The sequence below is a fragment of the Paenibacillus sp. P4_A7 genome, from assembly GCF_056402455.1.
In genome coordinates this window covers 21,995-38,942 of the sequence record NZ_JBFUHJ010000025.1, presented here as the reverse complement: position 1 = coordinate 38,942, position 16,948 = coordinate 21,995, and the positions used below count along the sequence as shown (strand labels likewise).

At 46.1% G+C, this 16,948-nt stretch carries 17 protein-coding genes and 2 pseudogenes; 2 read left to right on the top strand and 17 right to left on the bottom strand.

The features are described from left to right. Positions 1-231, bottom strand: a 231-nt coding sequence (locus AC1DWN_RS06385; RefSeq protein WP_477558082.1) for an ATP-binding cassette domain-containing protein, incomplete at its 3' end; no start/stop codon positions are given. A 135-nt stretch (positions 232-366) separates the two neighbouring features. Between AC1DWN_RS06385 and AC1DWN_RS06380 the strand changes: the two are divergent. After that, a pseudogene (locus AC1DWN_RS06380) lies at positions 367-474 on the top strand (IS30 family transposase); the annotation flags it as partial. 470 nt (positions 475-944) lie between these two features. On the opposite strand, the gene AC1DWN_RS06375 reads toward AC1DWN_RS06380, so the two are convergent. The 9 genes from AC1DWN_RS06375 to AC1DWN_RS06335 all read right to left on the bottom strand — a co-directional run bounded on the left by AC1DWN_RS06375 (position 945) and on the right by AC1DWN_RS06335 (position 10,690). After that, positions 945-1,202, bottom strand: a complete 258-nt coding sequence (locus AC1DWN_RS06375) for a hypothetical protein (protein ID WP_477558081.1) — start codon at positions 1,200-1,202, stop codon at positions 945-947. A gap of 521 nt (positions 1,203-1,723) precedes the next feature. Continuing rightward, positions 1,724-1,798, bottom strand: coding sequence for a hypothetical protein (locus AC1DWN_RS06370; RefSeq protein WP_477558084.1), 75 nt, complete (start codon positions 1,796-1,798; stop codon positions 1,724-1,726). 146 nt (positions 1,799-1,944) lie between these two features. After that, positions 1,945-3,297, bottom strand: a complete 1,353-nt coding sequence (locus AC1DWN_RS06365; RefSeq protein ID WP_477558080.1) for a glycosyl hydrolase family 18 protein — start codon at positions 3,295-3,297, stop codon at positions 1,945-1,947. 339 nt (positions 3,298-3,636) lie between these two features. After that, positions 3,637-4,011, bottom strand: a complete 375-nt coding sequence (locus AC1DWN_RS06360; protein WP_477558079.1) for a hypothetical protein — start codon at positions 4,009-4,011, stop codon at positions 3,637-3,639. Positions 4,012-4,413: 402 nt separating this feature from the next. Beyond that, positions 4,414-4,938 (bottom strand): hypothetical protein, encoded by a 525-nt coding sequence (locus tag AC1DWN_RS06355; RefSeq protein WP_477558078.1) that lies wholly within the window; start codon positions 4,936-4,938, stop codon positions 4,414-4,416. A 278-nt stretch (positions 4,939-5,216) separates the two neighbouring features. After that, the gene (locus AC1DWN_RS06350; protein ID WP_477558077.1) at positions 5,217-7,340 is read right to left on the bottom strand and encodes a hypothetical protein; all 2,124 of its coding nucleotides are present in this window, start codon (positions 7,338-7,340) and stop codon (positions 5,217-5,219) included. A 61-nt stretch (positions 7,341-7,401) separates the two neighbouring features. Beyond that, positions 7,402-9,615: a family 78 glycoside hydrolase catalytic domain gene (locus AC1DWN_RS06345; protein ID WP_477558076.1), complete on the bottom strand. Its 2,214-nt coding sequence runs from the start codon at positions 9,613-9,615 to the stop codon at positions 7,402-7,404. Positions 9,616-9,627: 12 nt separating this feature from the next. Continuing rightward, the gene (locus AC1DWN_RS06340; protein WP_477558075.1) at positions 9,628-10,155 is read right to left on the bottom strand and encodes a hypothetical protein; all 528 of its coding nucleotides are present in this window, start codon (positions 10,153-10,155) and stop codon (positions 9,628-9,630) included. Further along, the gene (locus tag AC1DWN_RS06335; protein ID WP_477558074.1) at positions 10,145-10,690 is read right to left on the bottom strand and encodes a Gfo/Idh/MocA family oxidoreductase; all 546 of its coding nucleotides are present in this window, start codon (positions 10,688-10,690) and stop codon (positions 10,145-10,147) included. The genes AC1DWN_RS06340 and AC1DWN_RS06335 overlap by 11 nt, the downstream gene beginning before the upstream one ends. A 142-nt stretch (positions 10,691-10,832) precedes the next feature. On the opposite strand from AC1DWN_RS06335, the gene AC1DWN_RS06330 reads away from it, so the two are divergent. Continuing rightward, on the top strand, positions 10,833-11,201 hold the full coding sequence (locus AC1DWN_RS06330; RefSeq protein ID WP_477558073.1) for a hypothetical protein: 369 nt from the start codon (positions 10,833-10,835) through the stop codon (positions 11,199-11,201). Positions 11,202-11,459: 258 nt separating this feature from the next. Here AC1DWN_RS06330 and AC1DWN_RS06325 read toward each other — a convergent pair. The 7 genes and pseudogenes from AC1DWN_RS06325 to AC1DWN_RS06295 form a co-directional block, all read right to left on the bottom strand. Continuing rightward, positions 11,460-11,772, bottom strand: a pseudogene (locus tag AC1DWN_RS06325) (IS30 family transposase); the annotation flags it as partial. Between the two features lie 253 nt (positions 11,773-12,025). Continuing rightward, positions 12,026-12,724, bottom strand: a complete 699-nt coding sequence (locus AC1DWN_RS06320) for a 2-oxo acid dehydrogenase subunit E2 (protein ID WP_477558072.1) — start codon at positions 12,722-12,724, stop codon at positions 12,026-12,028. Between the two features lies 1 nt (position 12,725). After that, positions 12,726-13,703 carry an alpha-ketoacid dehydrogenase subunit beta gene (locus tag AC1DWN_RS06315; protein ID WP_477558071.1) on the bottom strand — a complete coding sequence of 326 codons (978 nt, stop codon included), beginning with the start codon at positions 13,701-13,703 and terminating at the stop codon, positions 12,726-12,728. Continuing rightward, complete coding sequence (locus AC1DWN_RS06310) at positions 13,700-14,725, bottom strand: thiamine pyrophosphate-dependent dehydrogenase E1 component subunit alpha (RefSeq protein WP_477558070.1); 1,026 nt, start codon at positions 14,723-14,725, stop codon at positions 13,700-13,702. The genes AC1DWN_RS06315 and AC1DWN_RS06310 overlap by 4 nt, the downstream gene beginning before the upstream one ends. An 80-nt stretch (positions 14,726-14,805) precedes the next feature. Continuing rightward, positions 14,806-15,801: a C-terminal binding protein gene (locus AC1DWN_RS06305; RefSeq protein ID WP_477558069.1), complete on the bottom strand. Its 996-nt coding sequence runs from the start codon at positions 15,799-15,801 to the stop codon at positions 14,806-14,808. Between the two features lie 20 nt (positions 15,802-15,821). After that, positions 15,822-16,061 (bottom strand): DUF2118 domain-containing protein, encoded by a 240-nt coding sequence (locus AC1DWN_RS06300; RefSeq protein WP_477558068.1) that lies wholly within the window; start codon positions 16,059-16,061, stop codon positions 15,822-15,824. A 36-nt stretch (positions 16,062-16,097) separates the two neighbouring features. Further along, on the bottom strand, positions 16,098-16,850 hold the full coding sequence (locus AC1DWN_RS06295; RefSeq protein WP_477558067.1) for an SDR family NAD(P)-dependent oxidoreductase: 753 nt from the start codon (positions 16,848-16,850) through the stop codon (positions 16,098-16,100). Between the last annotated feature and the right edge of the window lie 98 nt (positions 16,851-16,948).

The window sequence follows — 16,948 nt, the reverse complement described above, 5'->3', positions numbered from 1 at the left end:
GTCTAGTTGTGAGAACTGACTTACATACCCGATTCTGCAAGTTGGGTCCATCTCTAGCTTTCCTTCGAACATATATCTTTCTGGATCCATCAGTATATCGATCAGTGTACTTTTCCCACTGCCACTTGTTCCTATAAAAGCGCAATGTTGTGCCTCTTCAAACGTAAATGAAATGTTTTTATATAGTTCTTTTTGCGGAAATGAGAAGGATAAGTTATCGACTTTTATCATAGTGTTACCTTTCTTTATAACTAAATTTGTAACTATTATTAGATGTATTGAAGAGCATGGATTTTGAGTTTACCATTGAGTTGTTAGAATAACACTGTTTACAGCTAACATCAAACATTTCAGATTAAAGTTCTGTTTCTCGTGGGTAAATCTATTAAACAGCGGCCTAAGGAAATCCGGTCCCGCGAGACATTTGGACACCGGGAACTCGACACCGTTGACTCCAGTCGTGGGAAGAGCAAGGCTGAAGTTGTGTGGTAAATTAGCTAGAATCCTAGTTGGAATGGCCCGTAGCGGCGAAGCTTACAATCCTCCTAAAACGATGCCAATCCAGTTAGCGGCTTAACCTATACTTACCGTTTCGTTGTACGAGTTTTGGCTTATTCGCAGGATTTCAAAGAAAGCACGGAGTACCGGATACATTGAACCAAAGGGCACCGACCCGTACCGTTAGCAAGACCGGCCTCCACCCCTTGGATAGGCGTGACGAAGGAATGAGAGGGCACTGACCCGTTAAGACATGGGAGTGAAAACCTCCAAGGGCGGCGTGGAGAATGCGTGCAGTAAATGGAATTATGTGGGACGGATAAATCCCCCCCTCTATTCCCGTGCGCCTTCAAGTTGCCGAAGTCTACTACGGAGTCCCCCTCTTTGTCTTTCATCTATATCCAACCGGGCGAAATCCTGCGAATAAGCGAGCATTCGTGAGTAAATCATATCGTACCAAGGGAGTTGAATGAAGAGGTTTTTTTTAATCTAATTTTTCTGAATAAAAAGGGGACACAGATTAATGCTAAACCTGCAAGAACAAATATAGAACCGTAAGTTATGAGTGAAGGTGTAGTGGCTGGTATGAGCATTCCAAGCTCATATATTGATTCCCCGCGAGCTTGTGTTAATAAAACTACAAATCCTTTATAAATAACATATAGCCCAAAAACGGGGACAATCCATACTAGGTTTTTAAACAATAAAATACCTCCTTTAGTCGTTAATAATAAAAACGCTATTTTCTGGAAAAGGTTACTTACACCATCTTTTCTATTTTTCGAATGTTTTCCGCTATTCTGCCCGTTAGTTCAATAAAAACTGCCGCTGATCATTTTGTCTGCTTGTCTGCAGCTGGTCAAATGAGGATCATATCGGGAATGTTACAAAGTTCTTGTCATTCATCGGGAATGTTATCAAGTTCTTGTCATTTCGTTTTGACAAGAACTTGATAACATAAAACAAAAAAGCCGCAATTTATGCGGCTTTCAATGTTACTATGTTCTTGTCACCCGACAACCATGCTCTGACAAGAACTTGATAACATAAATGACAAGAACACATGATAACATTCCCCACTCTTCCATCATMATTCATTAAACAAACCAAAAAAACCATCATTCTTGTTCGAGTCTGAATGATGGTTAGTCCGGTTAGTTTCAACTTTCAAAGAGCAAACTACATGATATTTCTATAAGAAACGACGATAGAGTTCTCGCCGCCGCTATCCTCGTAGTTGAGCATAGATTTGAGTGGTTGATGCTTTTTCATGCCCAAGCATTCCTTGAATAAAATCCAAAGGTGCCCCGTTGTCAAGCAGTTGGCTTGCGACTTCTCGATGGCTTTTGTCTCCCCCTGATCCGTTGCGATCTCTGGTCTTTTCACCCTTCAAAAAAGTCAGTCCCGAAAGTTCTGCGGCGCCGAGCCGTTATTTTGCTGCTTCCACTAGTTTTTACTCACCAGAATGGTTTTGCTGCTTTCGTACCAGGACACCTTGTAGCCGAAGCTTTCATATACCCAGCGCAAGGGTAAATAGGTAAGCCCGTCTTGTACCGCGGCTTTGGTGTCCATGGCCATTTTATTACCGTTTACTTCTAGTATTTCACTACCGATATGGATCTTAACCGTTGTATCTTCACGAATTGCAGTGACCGTACGAGAGGCGTGATCGTAATCGATCTTTGCTCCAATGGTTTCCAGTGCTTTCCTTACCGGGATTTGAATGCGATTCTGACCGTCCTTATAAGGCATTCCCAATTTCTCTTCCGGTACGTACAGCAACTCTCGATTGTCCACCACAATAAAATAATCGTCGAGATTATATTGTTCGTACCTTTGTATCATATCCAATGCAGCTTTCAGCCCGCTGGTTTCATCCCGGGTGTCTTCCTGTATGTCGAAAAACATGATGCCGCCGCCTTTATTCAGTGCGAGCCTGGTTTTCTGGCGGATGGTGTTGAGACCGTTATAATAGGAGTCCAATTTATCGCCGGACACAAAATCGAGATAAGCATTTGCTCTATCCAAAGCCACCAAATGCCTGTATTGCTTCCAGCTTGGTCTGGCATACAAGGGTATGCCAACAACGATCTGGTCCTCGGAAGCTCCCCTTTTCTTCCAGTACTGAATGGATACATCCGCCAACCAATAGGGACTGTGCTGCCCTCCCGCCAAATCGTAAGCCATAATATTTATCCAGTTCAAGTTCTCAAGGGCTATATCCGTCACGGATTGTACCGATTCGGCTTTCGTATTTGCCGAGCCGGCTGCTGCCACGGCCGCGCTCAAGGTTTTGCCCATGGGGGACAAAACTTCTTTCAGCGCCAATATGAGACGTTCATACTCCGCCGAAGATTCGGCGTCGGGGTATTCCCAGTCGATCTCCACGCCATCCAGGTTGTAGGTCTCGACGAAATCCCGCACTTCCCGGACAAACCGCCGAATGGTTTCGTCATTGCCGGCAAGAGCTTCAAAATGGCCTGACAGCGGTTCGTTCCCGTAGAACACCCCTCCGACAGCGATGATAACATTGACTCCTTGCGCATGACTTTTATTAACCAGTTCCTTTAATCTTTCGGGCTGGCCGATCGGATAAAGAGAGCCGTCAGAAGCGGGCTTCAAAAACCCATATATCAGGTGAGTCAGTCCGTCAAATTGAACAGCTTCATCGATTGGATCATTCAAATAGAAAGATTCGGTAAAGTATCCCATGACTTTAAAATTTTCGTTTTCCTTGCCAAAACTAATTTGCCGAGGAAAGAGGGACGCCGCGAGGATAATAACCATGAAGGCTGTCAAAATCTTTCTTTTAATAATCTTACACCTCCCACTAATAATGTAAAGTTTTCTCCTGTTGTCTCACTCGTTCTTAGACTTTCAACCATCGACATCCCGAGGGGGTGAGAAATCATGTAGCCATCCCATAATTTTCTGGAGGAGCCGGTGGCGGGAATTGAGGTTGGAATTCACTTGATCCCACTCGCTTTTTGACATGTCAACAATTTCCTTTAAATGTATATTCGTCAAATCATTTAACTATCCTGCTCGTTAACTTAATAAAAACAAGGAACAGCTGCCACGGCAAACTGCTCCTTGATTCATTCAACTAAAGTTCCCCGTTAGCGTAATCAACGATTATTACTGCTCTTTAGTATACTTTTCAATATCTTTTGAAACTGAATAGAATTGTCCATTATTTCCGTAATACAAGTAGCCATCTCCTATATAGAAAAACGCTGCTTTTGGAAAGTTTAGTAATACTATTTCTTTTGCTACCTCAGGTTTTATACCCTTTGCTTTTTCAGGGGGGTCGATTGCTTTGCTTTTGTTCAATACATCTACCAATCTGGATATTTCATCTACATCGGTTAATTTCTGCTCGAACTTTTCACCCTTCACTAACACTTCATTCTTATTCTCTAAATCTTCTCCAAATGGACTTTTACTACTACAACCAACAATAGTTAACATAACGGTCATTATTACTAATGCAACGAACATTCCTTGTTTCATCAGAATCCCTCCTTCATTACAAATAATACCATAAAATGGACTTACAACCAGTAGATTACGCTAAACTGCCCGTTAGTTGAACAAACGTCTACCTCTCGGCAGCCCTTTCATAACTGAACTACAGTGTCCCGTTAGCTKAATCACTTCTTACATATTTCAGGGTTAACTCTCACTGAATTTAMCAACGGTACTGAAACAGTTCATTTAATAACGAATTACTTTTGCCCGATTTAATTGCATCTGTRGCAATGGATACAAGTTCTTGTCCTAAATCGGCAATGGATRTATGTTCTTGTCCTCGRMRAAGGACAAGAACATATATCCATAAWATAAAAAAACCACGCWRCGCGTGGATCAGTAAGGTTGCATGTTCTTGTCCTCCGACATTTATGATGTGTTGTGTCACATTATATACTGCTCTTTTTCAACAGCTCTTACACTTTTTAGCTCAATAAAGCTATTCTCATCCATTAAATCTATTCGCACAAATCTAAAGCCTGTATTTCCAATCTCCGTGGCACCCAGAAAGCTGACCTCGATTATCTGATCACGAATGGCATGATCATTAGTAGCATTTAGTTCCCCACCAATCTCACTCATAGCTTCCATTACAGATTCTCCAAAACGAACACGAAGATTAACTCTTTTCTTCTCCCCCCCAGCAATCCATGCAGTAATTTGCACACCTCCATGAAGTTCAAGACCATAATCAAGCAAAATTCCGGCAGATGCGCCGTTATTACTTAGAATGCAGGCATTTTCCGCAGCAAGTGTAGCTTGACCATCCCTAGATGCCAGCAGCACCTCCGCATTTTCCACCGCAGATAGATCGTCCTCTGACTTCCACACAATACGAGTTGGTGTAATAAATTCGCGTACACGTGAATCTATTACCCTTTTATTAACTTTAGTTTCAACAGTTGTCATTGTAAAATCCCCTTCTAATACCGACTGTAGGTAGAAGCTGTTCCAAATTATTGGGACAGCTTCTATATTAGATCAAATGCAACTAGTTAAGAGTATGTGCCTTAACAAATTCTTCAGCTTGTTTATTAACTTCTTCCATTACTTTGTCAGCGAAGCAAGTCAATCGCCATCAACACTCTATCATAATTCTTCGATTTTGGAGAGAAGCAAACGGTTATATCCTCTGCTCTTGTTATATGAGCTTGAGGAGCGAAGCCGGTATCTTTGACTCCTTAAGACTATTCCATTCGCTTAATTACAATCTCCACAGCAACCGTTTCCCTCGGAACTTCCCATCTGATCGTTTCGTTCTCCCAAGAAGATCCAAGCGACTTTACTATATCAATTCGATAATTGTAGGGTAATCTTATTTGCATCTCGATCCACTCCGGCCGCTTCTGCTTGCCTTCAATTATCGTCACATGGCCTTTTATTACACCACTTTGCTGATCATACTTTAATTGATAGCTGATCTCGCCAAAATGGGTTTTGGCATGGGTAATGCCAACGACTTCGCCGCTAATCAGCCAGTGTCTTGAAGTACCCATAGCTAGCTGCAGCCCATTGCCATTCTCCATAATGAGACAATTCCTAAGTACACGAACAACCGCAACAGGTGTCCAGAGATGCTGTCGATCCCCTGTACATACCTGTGTGCCAGGCTCTTGCCCACGCTCTTCGMACCATGTCACCAATGGCGTTCCATGATTGATTGCCGCATATAAGTACTCGATAGCCAAATCCCCATTGCCTCGAATCAGATGAGCATTCGCCAGATCGTCCAATGCTGCCGATACCCACATTCCGCCTATTAGCCAACCTGTATCGATTGGCAATCCTCCGAGGCTGAGCTGATCTTCCATAAATCTAATTGTGCCATTAATCAAATCATGATCCTTAGACAATAACCCTGAAGGGAACATCGCATGCAAGGCACCCCACCGGCTGCCGCAGGTTTTATTCGGCACGCCAGGAATCCAGCGATAGCCGAGCTCGGTCTGGATCGCGCCCTGCTCCAAAGATGCCAGCAGATCATTACGCCCCGTTTCATAGATATGCCGCAGCTCATCTACATGCTCTATTTGACCAAGGATCTCTGCAGCCTCCAATGTCAGCTTGTCCGCATAAACCACCCATACATTATGCGGATAGAAAACACCGTAATGATCACCATCATCAAGAAGTCCGCAATCGCCCATTCCACGCGGCATTAAACCGTAGGTTATCGGACGTTTACCATCAACAAGCTGACGCGTGCCCGCACGCATCGTTTCCAGCCACCGAGAGCTGGCAAGCATGTGAGGATAAGCTGCTTCAAGATAAGCTTGATCCCCTGTCAGCTTGTAATGCTCCATGATCACCCGCGACTTAAAGCCTGCGCCAGCCCACATGGAAAAAGTCCAGCCCTGAGCCCCCGTCCACTCCCCGTTAGGCTCCTGCTGATCAATGAAGAATCGAATACCTTCCTCCGCTTTATCATGAAAGCCCAGCTGATCCAAAGCGATGGGAACCTGGGAAGGTTCAAATGGATTGGTATTGCGATAAACCTCCGTCCCGCATACGGAAGCAATATAACCCTCTGCAAAAGGCTCGCGCATGATAAATAAGTCCGCCAGACAAGCATTGAAAACGTCCAAAAGCTCCGTATCGGGTACATGCAGCTTACTCGCTGAATCAATCAAGGTCGTCCACTCTCGCGTAGCCTCGTCCATTTCCTTCTCCCAGTCGTGAACCATCCAATGATTCAATTCCTTTAAATAAGCTTGATAAGGTCGAACAACATAAGCTTCTCTGGTCTCACCTGGTTCAAGCTTCCAGCACATTTCGAAATGATGCATACTGATTTGACAAGTATCTGCACCTATCCCGAATGCCAGAATGCGGTCTGCTCGATCTCTTGCTCCAGCTACAAGGACATGAGCTGGTTTATTCGGGTCACCCCAAGCCGGGCTCACTCCTGCCCAGCCGTTTAGCTGGCAATTTAATGAGAAGTCTCTCGTTCTTTCCCCCGTATTCTCTATTCGAACCTTCACGACCGCAGCGGTTTGGGCACCAACTGCTGTAAGTGTGAATCGTCCTCGTGCATCATTATACGTATTCTCAAGTATAGGCAGTGAGCCGTTTAAACGTTTCCACCCCCCTGCAGGAAATGCTGTCCCTTCCACCTTCGGCTCAAGCCGCACAGACCACGGAACTGTCGGCACTGCGAAAGTACCAATAGGCTGCATGCTTTCATACGTCCACTTCATGCTAAAGCCATTGCTGTCAACATCCAATATCGTTTGGTCACTACAATCAGGTCTTGCTACAGTCAGACGATGAGGCGTTCCAAACGAATACAGAAAATTTATTTTACCAACCATCTCATTGATTCTCCAATTCTATTCGAAAATTTCACACTCTATGAAAGCATCCGATTTATGCTCATCTTGTATTTATGATAGGTTCTACAATGGTCACACCTTCGGGAACTGTTAACTTTCGTTGCCCGTCCTTATATTCAAACAAAATGTCTCCCGCGGGTGTCCGAAACCTCAACTTGATGTTTAACAGTGAATCGGGCAGGTGTGGAGAAAATTCTACTTCCTTCCATCCAGGCACGGCAGGCTTTAATCCGATAATGTCTTCAATTAGCACGGATATAGGCGCACTTGCCCATGGGTGACAAAGGCTGGCATTCGGTTTCAAGTCCTTGGACCATACTTCGAAGCAGGTCGTGGCCCCTTCCTTCAGCATGTTAGCCCACGAATGAAGGTCATCTGATGTGATAAGCTCATATACCAATGCATGTTCGTCAGCCTTCGCAAGTGCCTTCAGGACAAAGTATGCCATATACACGCCGCAGCTCAACCTTTTCTGGCGCAGAAAATCCACTACGGCTTGTACCGCTTCCGTTGGTACCAGATTGAATAATAGCGGGAGCGCATTGCTATGCAGGGAAACATGTGCTGAACCTTCTGCATCTACAAAAAGCATCTTCGTTTCATTAAAAAAAGCTTTGTAATACCCAGCCTTTGTTCGTGCCAGCCTCTCTAAGGTCGTTTCTGCTATAAAACCGTTTACGATTTTCTCGATGTCAGACACACATGTCATAGCTCCATAATAGAAGGCGTTAATCACATTATGGCAGCCGTCGCCAATCGGGTAATCCAGCTTAAAATCATAGCCGTCACGCATGGCTTCAGGCCAGTCGACCAAATTCCATTTGTCGGAAACCTTCGCCAGCAAACCATCCTCCCGGCGGTATCGGGCAAAATGAGCCAGCATATTCTCGGCTATCGGGTACATGTCCTTGAGGAAGTCTAGATCACCGCTTTGTTTGTAATATTGCATCAACTGAAGCGGCCACTGAAACGAAAAATCAGCAATTTCCTGCATATAACTTCCGGAAGTTACTGCCATGATACCCGGGCAAACTCGGGTTGAGAGGATAGCAAAATCCAGAAGCGACTTACGAAAAAGCCTCAGATCACCCGCCAGGTACGCATGGGCATGTGTAATCACTGTATTATCGCCAAGATACTGGCCCTTCTCCCGCGATGGACAATCCACATAATTTTCCTGTGCGCCATATTGAATAGTTTTGCTGCACATGGACCATATTGCGTTCAACAATGGATTCGAGGATTCAAAGAGACAAGACTTCTCGTCGAACGGATAATGCCGAACGATTGCAGAGAAGCTTCCCGTATCCAAAGCTACATTAGGATCAGCAAACACCTCAACATAACGGAAAGCTTTATAGTCGAATAGCTCCAGTACATCATCGTCGCGACCCGAAAGTGTCCAGTAGTCCTGGTAAAGGCAATTGCACCTCATATCATAGCGAACACGATTCCCATCAGACAGTTCCTCACCACAGCGAATTTCGACGATTTGGCCACTTTCGCCTTTTGCTTTCATACAGAACTGGCCCGTAATTTCATGACCAAAGTCAATTAGAAAACCTGCACCAGCCAGCGTAGTTACCTGGATTGGCGGTATTTCATAAACAGATAGTGATGGTGTTGGCTGAAGATATAACTGATGATTATCCTGCATGTACTCAGCTGCATAGCTCCATGCTGAATCATCAAATCCGACTTCCCTCCACCCATAGGCTTGCATGCGACTGTCAATATTCTCCGCAAACTGGGTGTCATAAGCAATCACATGTCCCTTGCCGTACTCCTCCGTTATTAGATACTTCCATGTATGATCTGTTTTTAGCTTGATTTGGTCGTCTATGATCAGCTCAGCAATAAGGCCTTGTCGATAATCCCCACTAAAATAAGAATGACAAATGAGACCATGATAATATACATGTACTGCAATTGCATTGGGACCTGACTTTAAAAATTTGCTAATCTCAAATTGATTATAATAATAATGAAAATGATTGCCCTGTGCTGGACCTTGACCGACGAAACGCCCATTGATATAGACTTTATAGTAGTCATCGCCGGTTATGTCCAGATAGGCTGCCGAGGGGCAGCCTTCCAGGATAAATTGTTTACGAGCAAACATATGATGATTGTTCAAGTCATTCCGATGGAGCTGGACACTTCCCGTCTCCAGCTCCTTATGATACAGATTTAGAGGTGCCAAGCCTTCGAAACTGCGGTCCATAATCCAAGTTGCTTCCCATTGTTTATCCATTGTATGATTCCCTTACAGCCTGCGAATGATATCGTTGGCCTTATTCTCATACATTTCCTGCCATTCCGGGGCAAGTAAACACTCCGTAACCTCATAACCACACTTGCTGTAGTGGTCAACTGGCGGTGCATAATGCATATACCCGTTTGAAAAGGCCGCGATTAACGTATTCTCGTAGGGAGAAGCCTTTTTGAGATTCAAGCCGATCTGCACAAGCAGCTCCGCCGGTGCCGTAATCAGCACACTTTCTCCGATTTTCATGCCCTGTACTTCTGCAGGTATGAAACGTTCACCGGATTCTCGATTCAATGCCTCATGGAGTTTGAGTGTTTCCAAATCCTCCTGAATTCGAATCAGCTTCTCCATAGCGTAAATATTTTGCTGGTATCGCTCAATATTGCCTTTGTTGTGAGCATCCATTGATGTAAGCTCATTCGAGCCGATACTTGCTTCTTGCAAATAGCGATAGGCATAGTCCGATGGATAAGTGGGATTAAGCGCATATTTGAGATACATCGGCAGGAAGGTTTTAAAATTCAAGCAGGTGCTTCTCAGTGAAGCCAACAGCTCGCAGCAGAGAGTAAGCATGAATACCATAGTTGAATTCATCTACCGCGCAGCCCGCATAAGCATATACCCAATCAAGCTTTGCATCATGGCTTTCCCTCCATGCTTGTGCTTCATAACAAAATCTCAGCGCTGATCCGCCAGTCATTCTCACTCCGCTCTTGCTCCACTCAACGATTTGCTGCAGATCACGCAGATTACCCGCCATCGGCTTGTCAAACAGCAGTGCTTTACCTGCAAGTACAAAAGGACGGGCCCGTTCAATATGCAGATCCCAATTGCAGCTATGGATAATCGCCAAATCGACATCAGCAGCCATAGCCTTCAAGCTGGTAAACACATATGCAATTGTATGTTCAAGCGCAAACTGCTCGGCATAACCAGATGGATAAACCGTGCCTCCATCGTATACCCCGACGACCTCATGCCCCATTGAACGGATAATCGGCACCCACCCTGCCGGATGTGAGGTATCCAAATCTACCAAACCAATACGAAGAGCCTTCATTCTGTATTCTCCTCAAAGTATTTTTGATGTATATCTACTTTATCAAATAATAAAATAAATAATACTATCAGATTAACAACTGTATATCTACTTTACTTCTTCATTATATTTTTATTATAGAATTGCACAAGGTAAAATCTCGATGATGTTAACTAACTATATGTCTATCAACGAATACAAGCATACGGATTTGCGTTATGATATTTCACCCATCCCATTTATGGAAGATCCCAAAACTCTTACGGTCATGATCGGAATGGCCGTTAATAAATATTCCAAAGAAAAAGAAGCGGCAAAATTATTCGTTCAACACTTGTCCTCAGAAAAAGTACAGCTGCTTATTACACAACAAACCTTGAGTATACCAAGTAATAAATCCATTGCAGAATCGGTTATTTCAGAGGATACCTTAAATCGCCCGTCCTTTCGGTCTCTTCCGCGAGAACCTCGGAACGATGAGAAAACATCAGGATTTGAATTTATCCATCCATGGCTTTCGAACCGTCCGTGATTTCCTGAAAATGTATTGGTCGAATATGATCGATGAAGAGGTGTTAATTGAGCTTATTAGAAATGAGCTTACTCTAGAAAGTCGATTTTAAGTATTGACCCTGGTATGATCTCTTAAATAAAAGCAATTTATATCAAACAATGGCAGTTTAGAACTTTTTTCGGGTTCTGAACTGCTATATTTTTTACGTTTAATAATCAAAAAAATGTGAAAGTTACTGATGATAAATAAAATGTTCTTTTTTGCTAAGACGGATTGTCACGCTAAGTGTGACAGTTCGTCCATGAAAGATTCGTGAGCAGACTCCAAGCCTAAACACTTCGAGGCCGATGGTTGATGAGGCGTACTGCTTCAGCGAGTCCTTTGTCGGAGACTTCGGTGAAGTCGTGACCCTTAAGGAAGAATCATGGAAGAAGAACATTTCCATAGAGTGCACTGTACAATCCTTCATCTTCAAATCCAGGTACAAGCGCGTTTTGCGTTCTATGAAGGTCGCTGCACAAGCTCGGCTCTTCCCTCGGCTGGACACTACGGTATCAAGCTCCCAATGACCAAAGGACGAACGCTTCTCGTTGTCGTTGATGATTTGAATCTATTAAAATCTCTCATTGTTCTACATCACCTAGACCTTCTTTTCAAGGACTGAATTTTTCTATCACTAATATTTCGAATCCTAGTATATTTTTATATTAACACACGTCAACTGTAAGAGGGCCTATGCAAAACGAGGCTTTCCCGGACGGTCTTTATCAAACATGACTTTAGGGGAAAGCCTCTTATTCAAACGATATCGTATTATGTTTAGATGAGCATTGGCGGGGAACTCAGCCAATTGCTGCGAGTCCCGCGATCAACTCTTCCCAACGCACAAGGAATCGAGCTGCATCGGCTCCGTCCAGCACACGGTGATCAATCGTTAGACTGACAGGAAGAAATGCCTTCTTAACAAGCTGCTGCTCCCAACCACGACTTACCTCTGCCACCTTCAACCTCCCGAGTCCAACGATTGCCGTCTGCGGTGGATTCAGAATAGGGGTGAAATAATCGATTCCGAGCGGGCCCAGATTGGTGACGGTGAACGTCCCGTTCTCCATCTCGTAAGGCGCTTGCTTCCACGCCTTGGCCCGTGACCCAAGCGCTTTGCGCCGTTCCGCAAATTCAGTCTGAACAAGCAGGTCCGCGTCGAACAAATTGGGTACGACCAGCCCTTTCGGATGGTCGACCGCAATACCGAGGTGCACCGAATCGAATTGTTGAAGCGTTTGTCCATCGAAATGACCATTGAACGAAGCGAAGCTTTCCTCCTTCAATGTCCGGACAAGACCAAATAGAAGATAATCAATGACGGAGTGGGCAAGCTTGCCACGCTCTTTCGCTTCATATACCGCGGTCACATCAAGCTCCCGGTGAAGCGTAACGTGAACCGCCTCGCGCCACACTGCGCCCAACCGCGTGGCGATCATTTTGCGAATGCCTTTAAGGGGGAGTGCCTTGCCCAATCGCAATTCAGCTGGCTCATTCATCTTATCCTCCACCTTGCATCAATTCCCTGATAGCCCGGAGCAGATCTTCCTTCGTGGGAATGACATAATTCTCCATACCTAAGTTGAATGGAACCGGCACATCCGCCCGAGTGACTCGCTTAATCGGTGCTTTTAAATATGCAAAACCTTCTTCAGCCACGATAGCGGCTACCTCCGCAGCAAAGCCGCAAGACCGATTTGAATCGTCAATGACTACCAAGCGGCCCGTCTTCGCAACGGACTCCAAGAGCGTAGCTTTATCGAAGGGAAGCAACGTCCGCGGATCGAACACTTCGATCGAGATGCCTTCCGACGCCAACTCGTCAGCCGCTTTAAGCGCATCATGAACAAGATGGCCCACCGCTGCCACCGTTACATGTTCGCCTTTCCGCTTGATTTCCGCTTGCCCGAATGGAATCGCATAAGCTTCCTCAGGGACAGGCCCCTTCATCGCAAGTACCTTAGCCGGAGTAAACATCATGACCGGGTCATTGTCGCGAATCGCGCTGATCATCAGTCCCTTTGCATCATACGGCGTAGACGGTATGACCGTTTTCATACCCGCGTGTACCAGAAATGGATACGGATGATCCGAATGCTGTCCCGCAAGCCCATTTCGTGCTCCGGAGCCTACGACTGTATATACGACTGGCACTGAACCTTGACCGCCCATCATATACGGAAGCTTCTGCGCTTGATTGATCAATTGATCGAAAGCTACGTAGATCAACGCACTAATCTGGTATTCCACTATCGGTCGCAACCCCGACATCGCAGCTCCCGTCGCCATTCCTGTAAAAGCTTGCTCCGAAATAGGCATATCGACAACGCGGTTTTCACCGAAATGCTTGATCAGATCCTTGGTCGCTCCTCGCAACGAATGTTTGACATCCTCGCCAATAACGAACACCAATTCGTCCCGCTGCATCTCTTGAAAAATGGCTTCCTTAAAGGCATGTAAATAACGAAGCTCTCTCATAGGGCGGACACCCATCCTTTTGCAGGTATTTGCTCATACGGTGTCGCGTACATCCCGTCAAGCGCTTCATCTGGAGCTGGGTTCGGGCTTTGGCGAGCGTATTCGATCGCAGCTTCCACCTCGTCCACGATTTCTTTGGCAACTACGTCCAGTTCATCCTTGCTAATGCCTAGTTCCTGCTGTAAAAAAGCGCCCAATCCAGGAATCGGATCCTTTGCCCGCCATTGCTCGATCTCTTCCTTGGCACGGTAGCTCAGGTTCATCGTCGCTTCTGCAGTATGATGACCCATGAACCGGTATGTCCGGCACTCCAAGAACGTCGGTCCTTCTCCTGCTCGCGCCCGTTCCACGGCAGTTGCCGCAGCTTCATAGACTGCGCGCACATCCATGCCGTCCACGAGGATGCCCGGCATCGAATAGGCAGACATTCTCTCCGCAAATCGCGGATTCGCGCTAGCCTCCTCCGAGCCGAATGTAACCGCGTAGCCATTATTCTCGCATACAAACAACATAGGCAACTTCCATAACGCAGCCATATTCATCGTCTCGTGCAGAACTCCCTGATTCATCGCTCCGTCACCAAAAAAACTAACGGCAACGTCTCCCGTACCACGTACCTTGCTTGCCCACGCAGCCCCCATCGCAATCGGCGAACCCCCCGCGACCATTCCGTTCGCCCCGTATATGCCCAGCGACACGTCGGCGATGTGCATCGAACCGCCACGACCGCGGTTATAACCGTCCGATCGACCGAACAATTCCGCCATCATACGGCTCGCCTTTCCGCCTTTGGCGATAATATGTCCGTGCCCACGGTGGGTTGACGTAATGACATCCTCCGTTCGAAGAGCTGCGCAAACACCGACGGCTACCGCTTCCTGCCCGATGTATTCATGTGTCACGCCGGCAATTTCATTATCGTTGACTAATCGGATCACTCTTTCTTCAAATTTGCGTATCCTCAGCATGCCCGCATACAGCGCCATAGTAAATTCCCTGCTCCATTGTGATTGTGTAGTCATTTTCCTATTCACCTTGCTTTCTTGTGTTGATCATTTTTATGGCTATCGGATTAGCGCTGCTAAACTAGCATTAATCGGCTCTAACTTCTCGATGGCGCTATCACCGGATGCAGCGGAAGGAGCCTCTGAAGCTTGCGGACGACCTCATTGATCGCCTGTGATTTTACATCGCTGATCGCCTCGTCCGAGTACGCTGCGGAATGGGGTGTCATTGTCACCTGTGGCAGCCGTATGAGTGGATGGTCCGGAGCAGGAGGCTCTTTCTCCAGTACGTCGAGACTGGCAGCGGACAGCTTTCCGCTGTTCAGCGCCCAAAACAAATCGTCCTCGTTTACCAATGGGCCACGGCTTGTGTTGATGAAGATCGCCCCGTCTTTCATCTTCTCGAAAGTGTTCCGGTTCATGATATGTCCGGTATCAGTCAATAACGGCATGTGAATAGAGACGACGTCCGACCTGCTCAGTACTTCATCCATCTCCATAGGCTTCACGCCCATTGTTTCCATGATGGATGATGGCGTATAAGGGTCGTAAGCCGCTATCTCGACGCCAAAACCACTCAGTTTACGGGCCACCTTTTGCGCAATGCGTCCGAAGCCTAGAAGCCCTACCTTCTGATTCTGGATTCGATACATCGTACCTAGCTTGCGGTAATTATCCCAATGACCTTCCATCACACGGAGTCTACTGAACGACAGCTTGCGCCAGCAATCCAGCATGAGGGCCAGCGTATGATCCGATACTTCCTCTGAACAGAAATCCGGAACACTAGTAACAGTAATATTTCTCGATGCAGCAAACTGGATATCAATATTGTCGTAGCCGGTACCGCACCTGGCTATAATGGACAACTTCTCCGCCTTCTCGATCACCTTCGCAGTAATTTTAGCGGCGAAAACAAGTAATGCATCCGCATCCTTGCATTGCTCTGAAAGCTCGTCCTCAGGAAGGCCATAAGGCGTACCTATGACCTCGATTTGGGCTTGGCTCAGCGTCTCTAAGTGCGTTTCATCCAGAGGAAAATAATCCGCATCCGTCAGAACGACGCGGTATAGCCGCTTATTCATCCGTTCCATGCCTGTTTCCTCCACTTCATTTAATCGGTGTCCACAATACATATGACAGTACCGACATCGATGGTATCATTCATTTCAACTAACATCTCGGTGACTATGCCTTCGACCTCCGACTCGATCGATAGAACAGCCTTTTCCGACTCAACGTCTGCTATCAGATCGCCAGGCTTTACCCTGTCACCTACCTTGACATACAAGCTGACCACATCCACTTCGACCGTAGACATCCCCATTTTGGGAATACTGATCTTGGACTGCATACTTAGTTCMTCCCAAATATCGTATTTTTGGTTCATTTATATAAGACTGCCACCGTTGACTCGAAGCACTTCACCCGTAATCCAGGACGATATGGAAGAAGCCAGAAACAGAACACCTTGACAAATATCCTCCGGTAAACCGACCCGACCAAGCAACGTGCGCTCGCCGACCAAATGTCGCTGCTCCTCGCTCTCGAGATTAGTCATCGGCGTATCGAGCGGTCCAGGAGAGACGACATTTACCCGGATGCGATCCTTCGCGCCTTCCCGGGCAAGTGATTTGCTCATCGCAATAATTCCACCCTTGGCTGCCGCGTAATGTGCCGCCGGACGAATACTACCGTATTCTCCTGCCGTCGACGCGATATTCACGATCGCCCCGCCAACGGATCGTTCGCGCATTAATCCGAATGCTTCGCGGCACATGTAGAAGCTGCCCTTCAAATTGATATCCAGCATCCGATCAAGCCGACTGCCGACAATGTCCTCGATACCACCCTCATCCCAAATGCCGGCGCAGTTGACCAATACGTCAAGACCGCCATATCGGCTGCTCACCGTCTCGAAAAAATGCTTCACTTCCTCCTCACGGGAAATATCGGTTGGCACGAGCAAATGGCTGTCTGCTTTCTTCATCAGACTCAGCGTTTGCTGAAGCGATGCCATCCGGATATCGACCATCGCTACATTCGATCCAATCTCTGCTAACATTACGGCGAGCGTCTGTCCCACTCCGCTACCCGCCCCGGTTACGACGACCGTCTTTCCGCGTAGGTCTTCTATATTCATCTTGACTACCTCCACTTAATTGAAAACTGTTGACAATTTATGATGAAACAGTTCTGCCCTATAGACCCACCTATCTACCGATAAGTCTTTGTCTAATT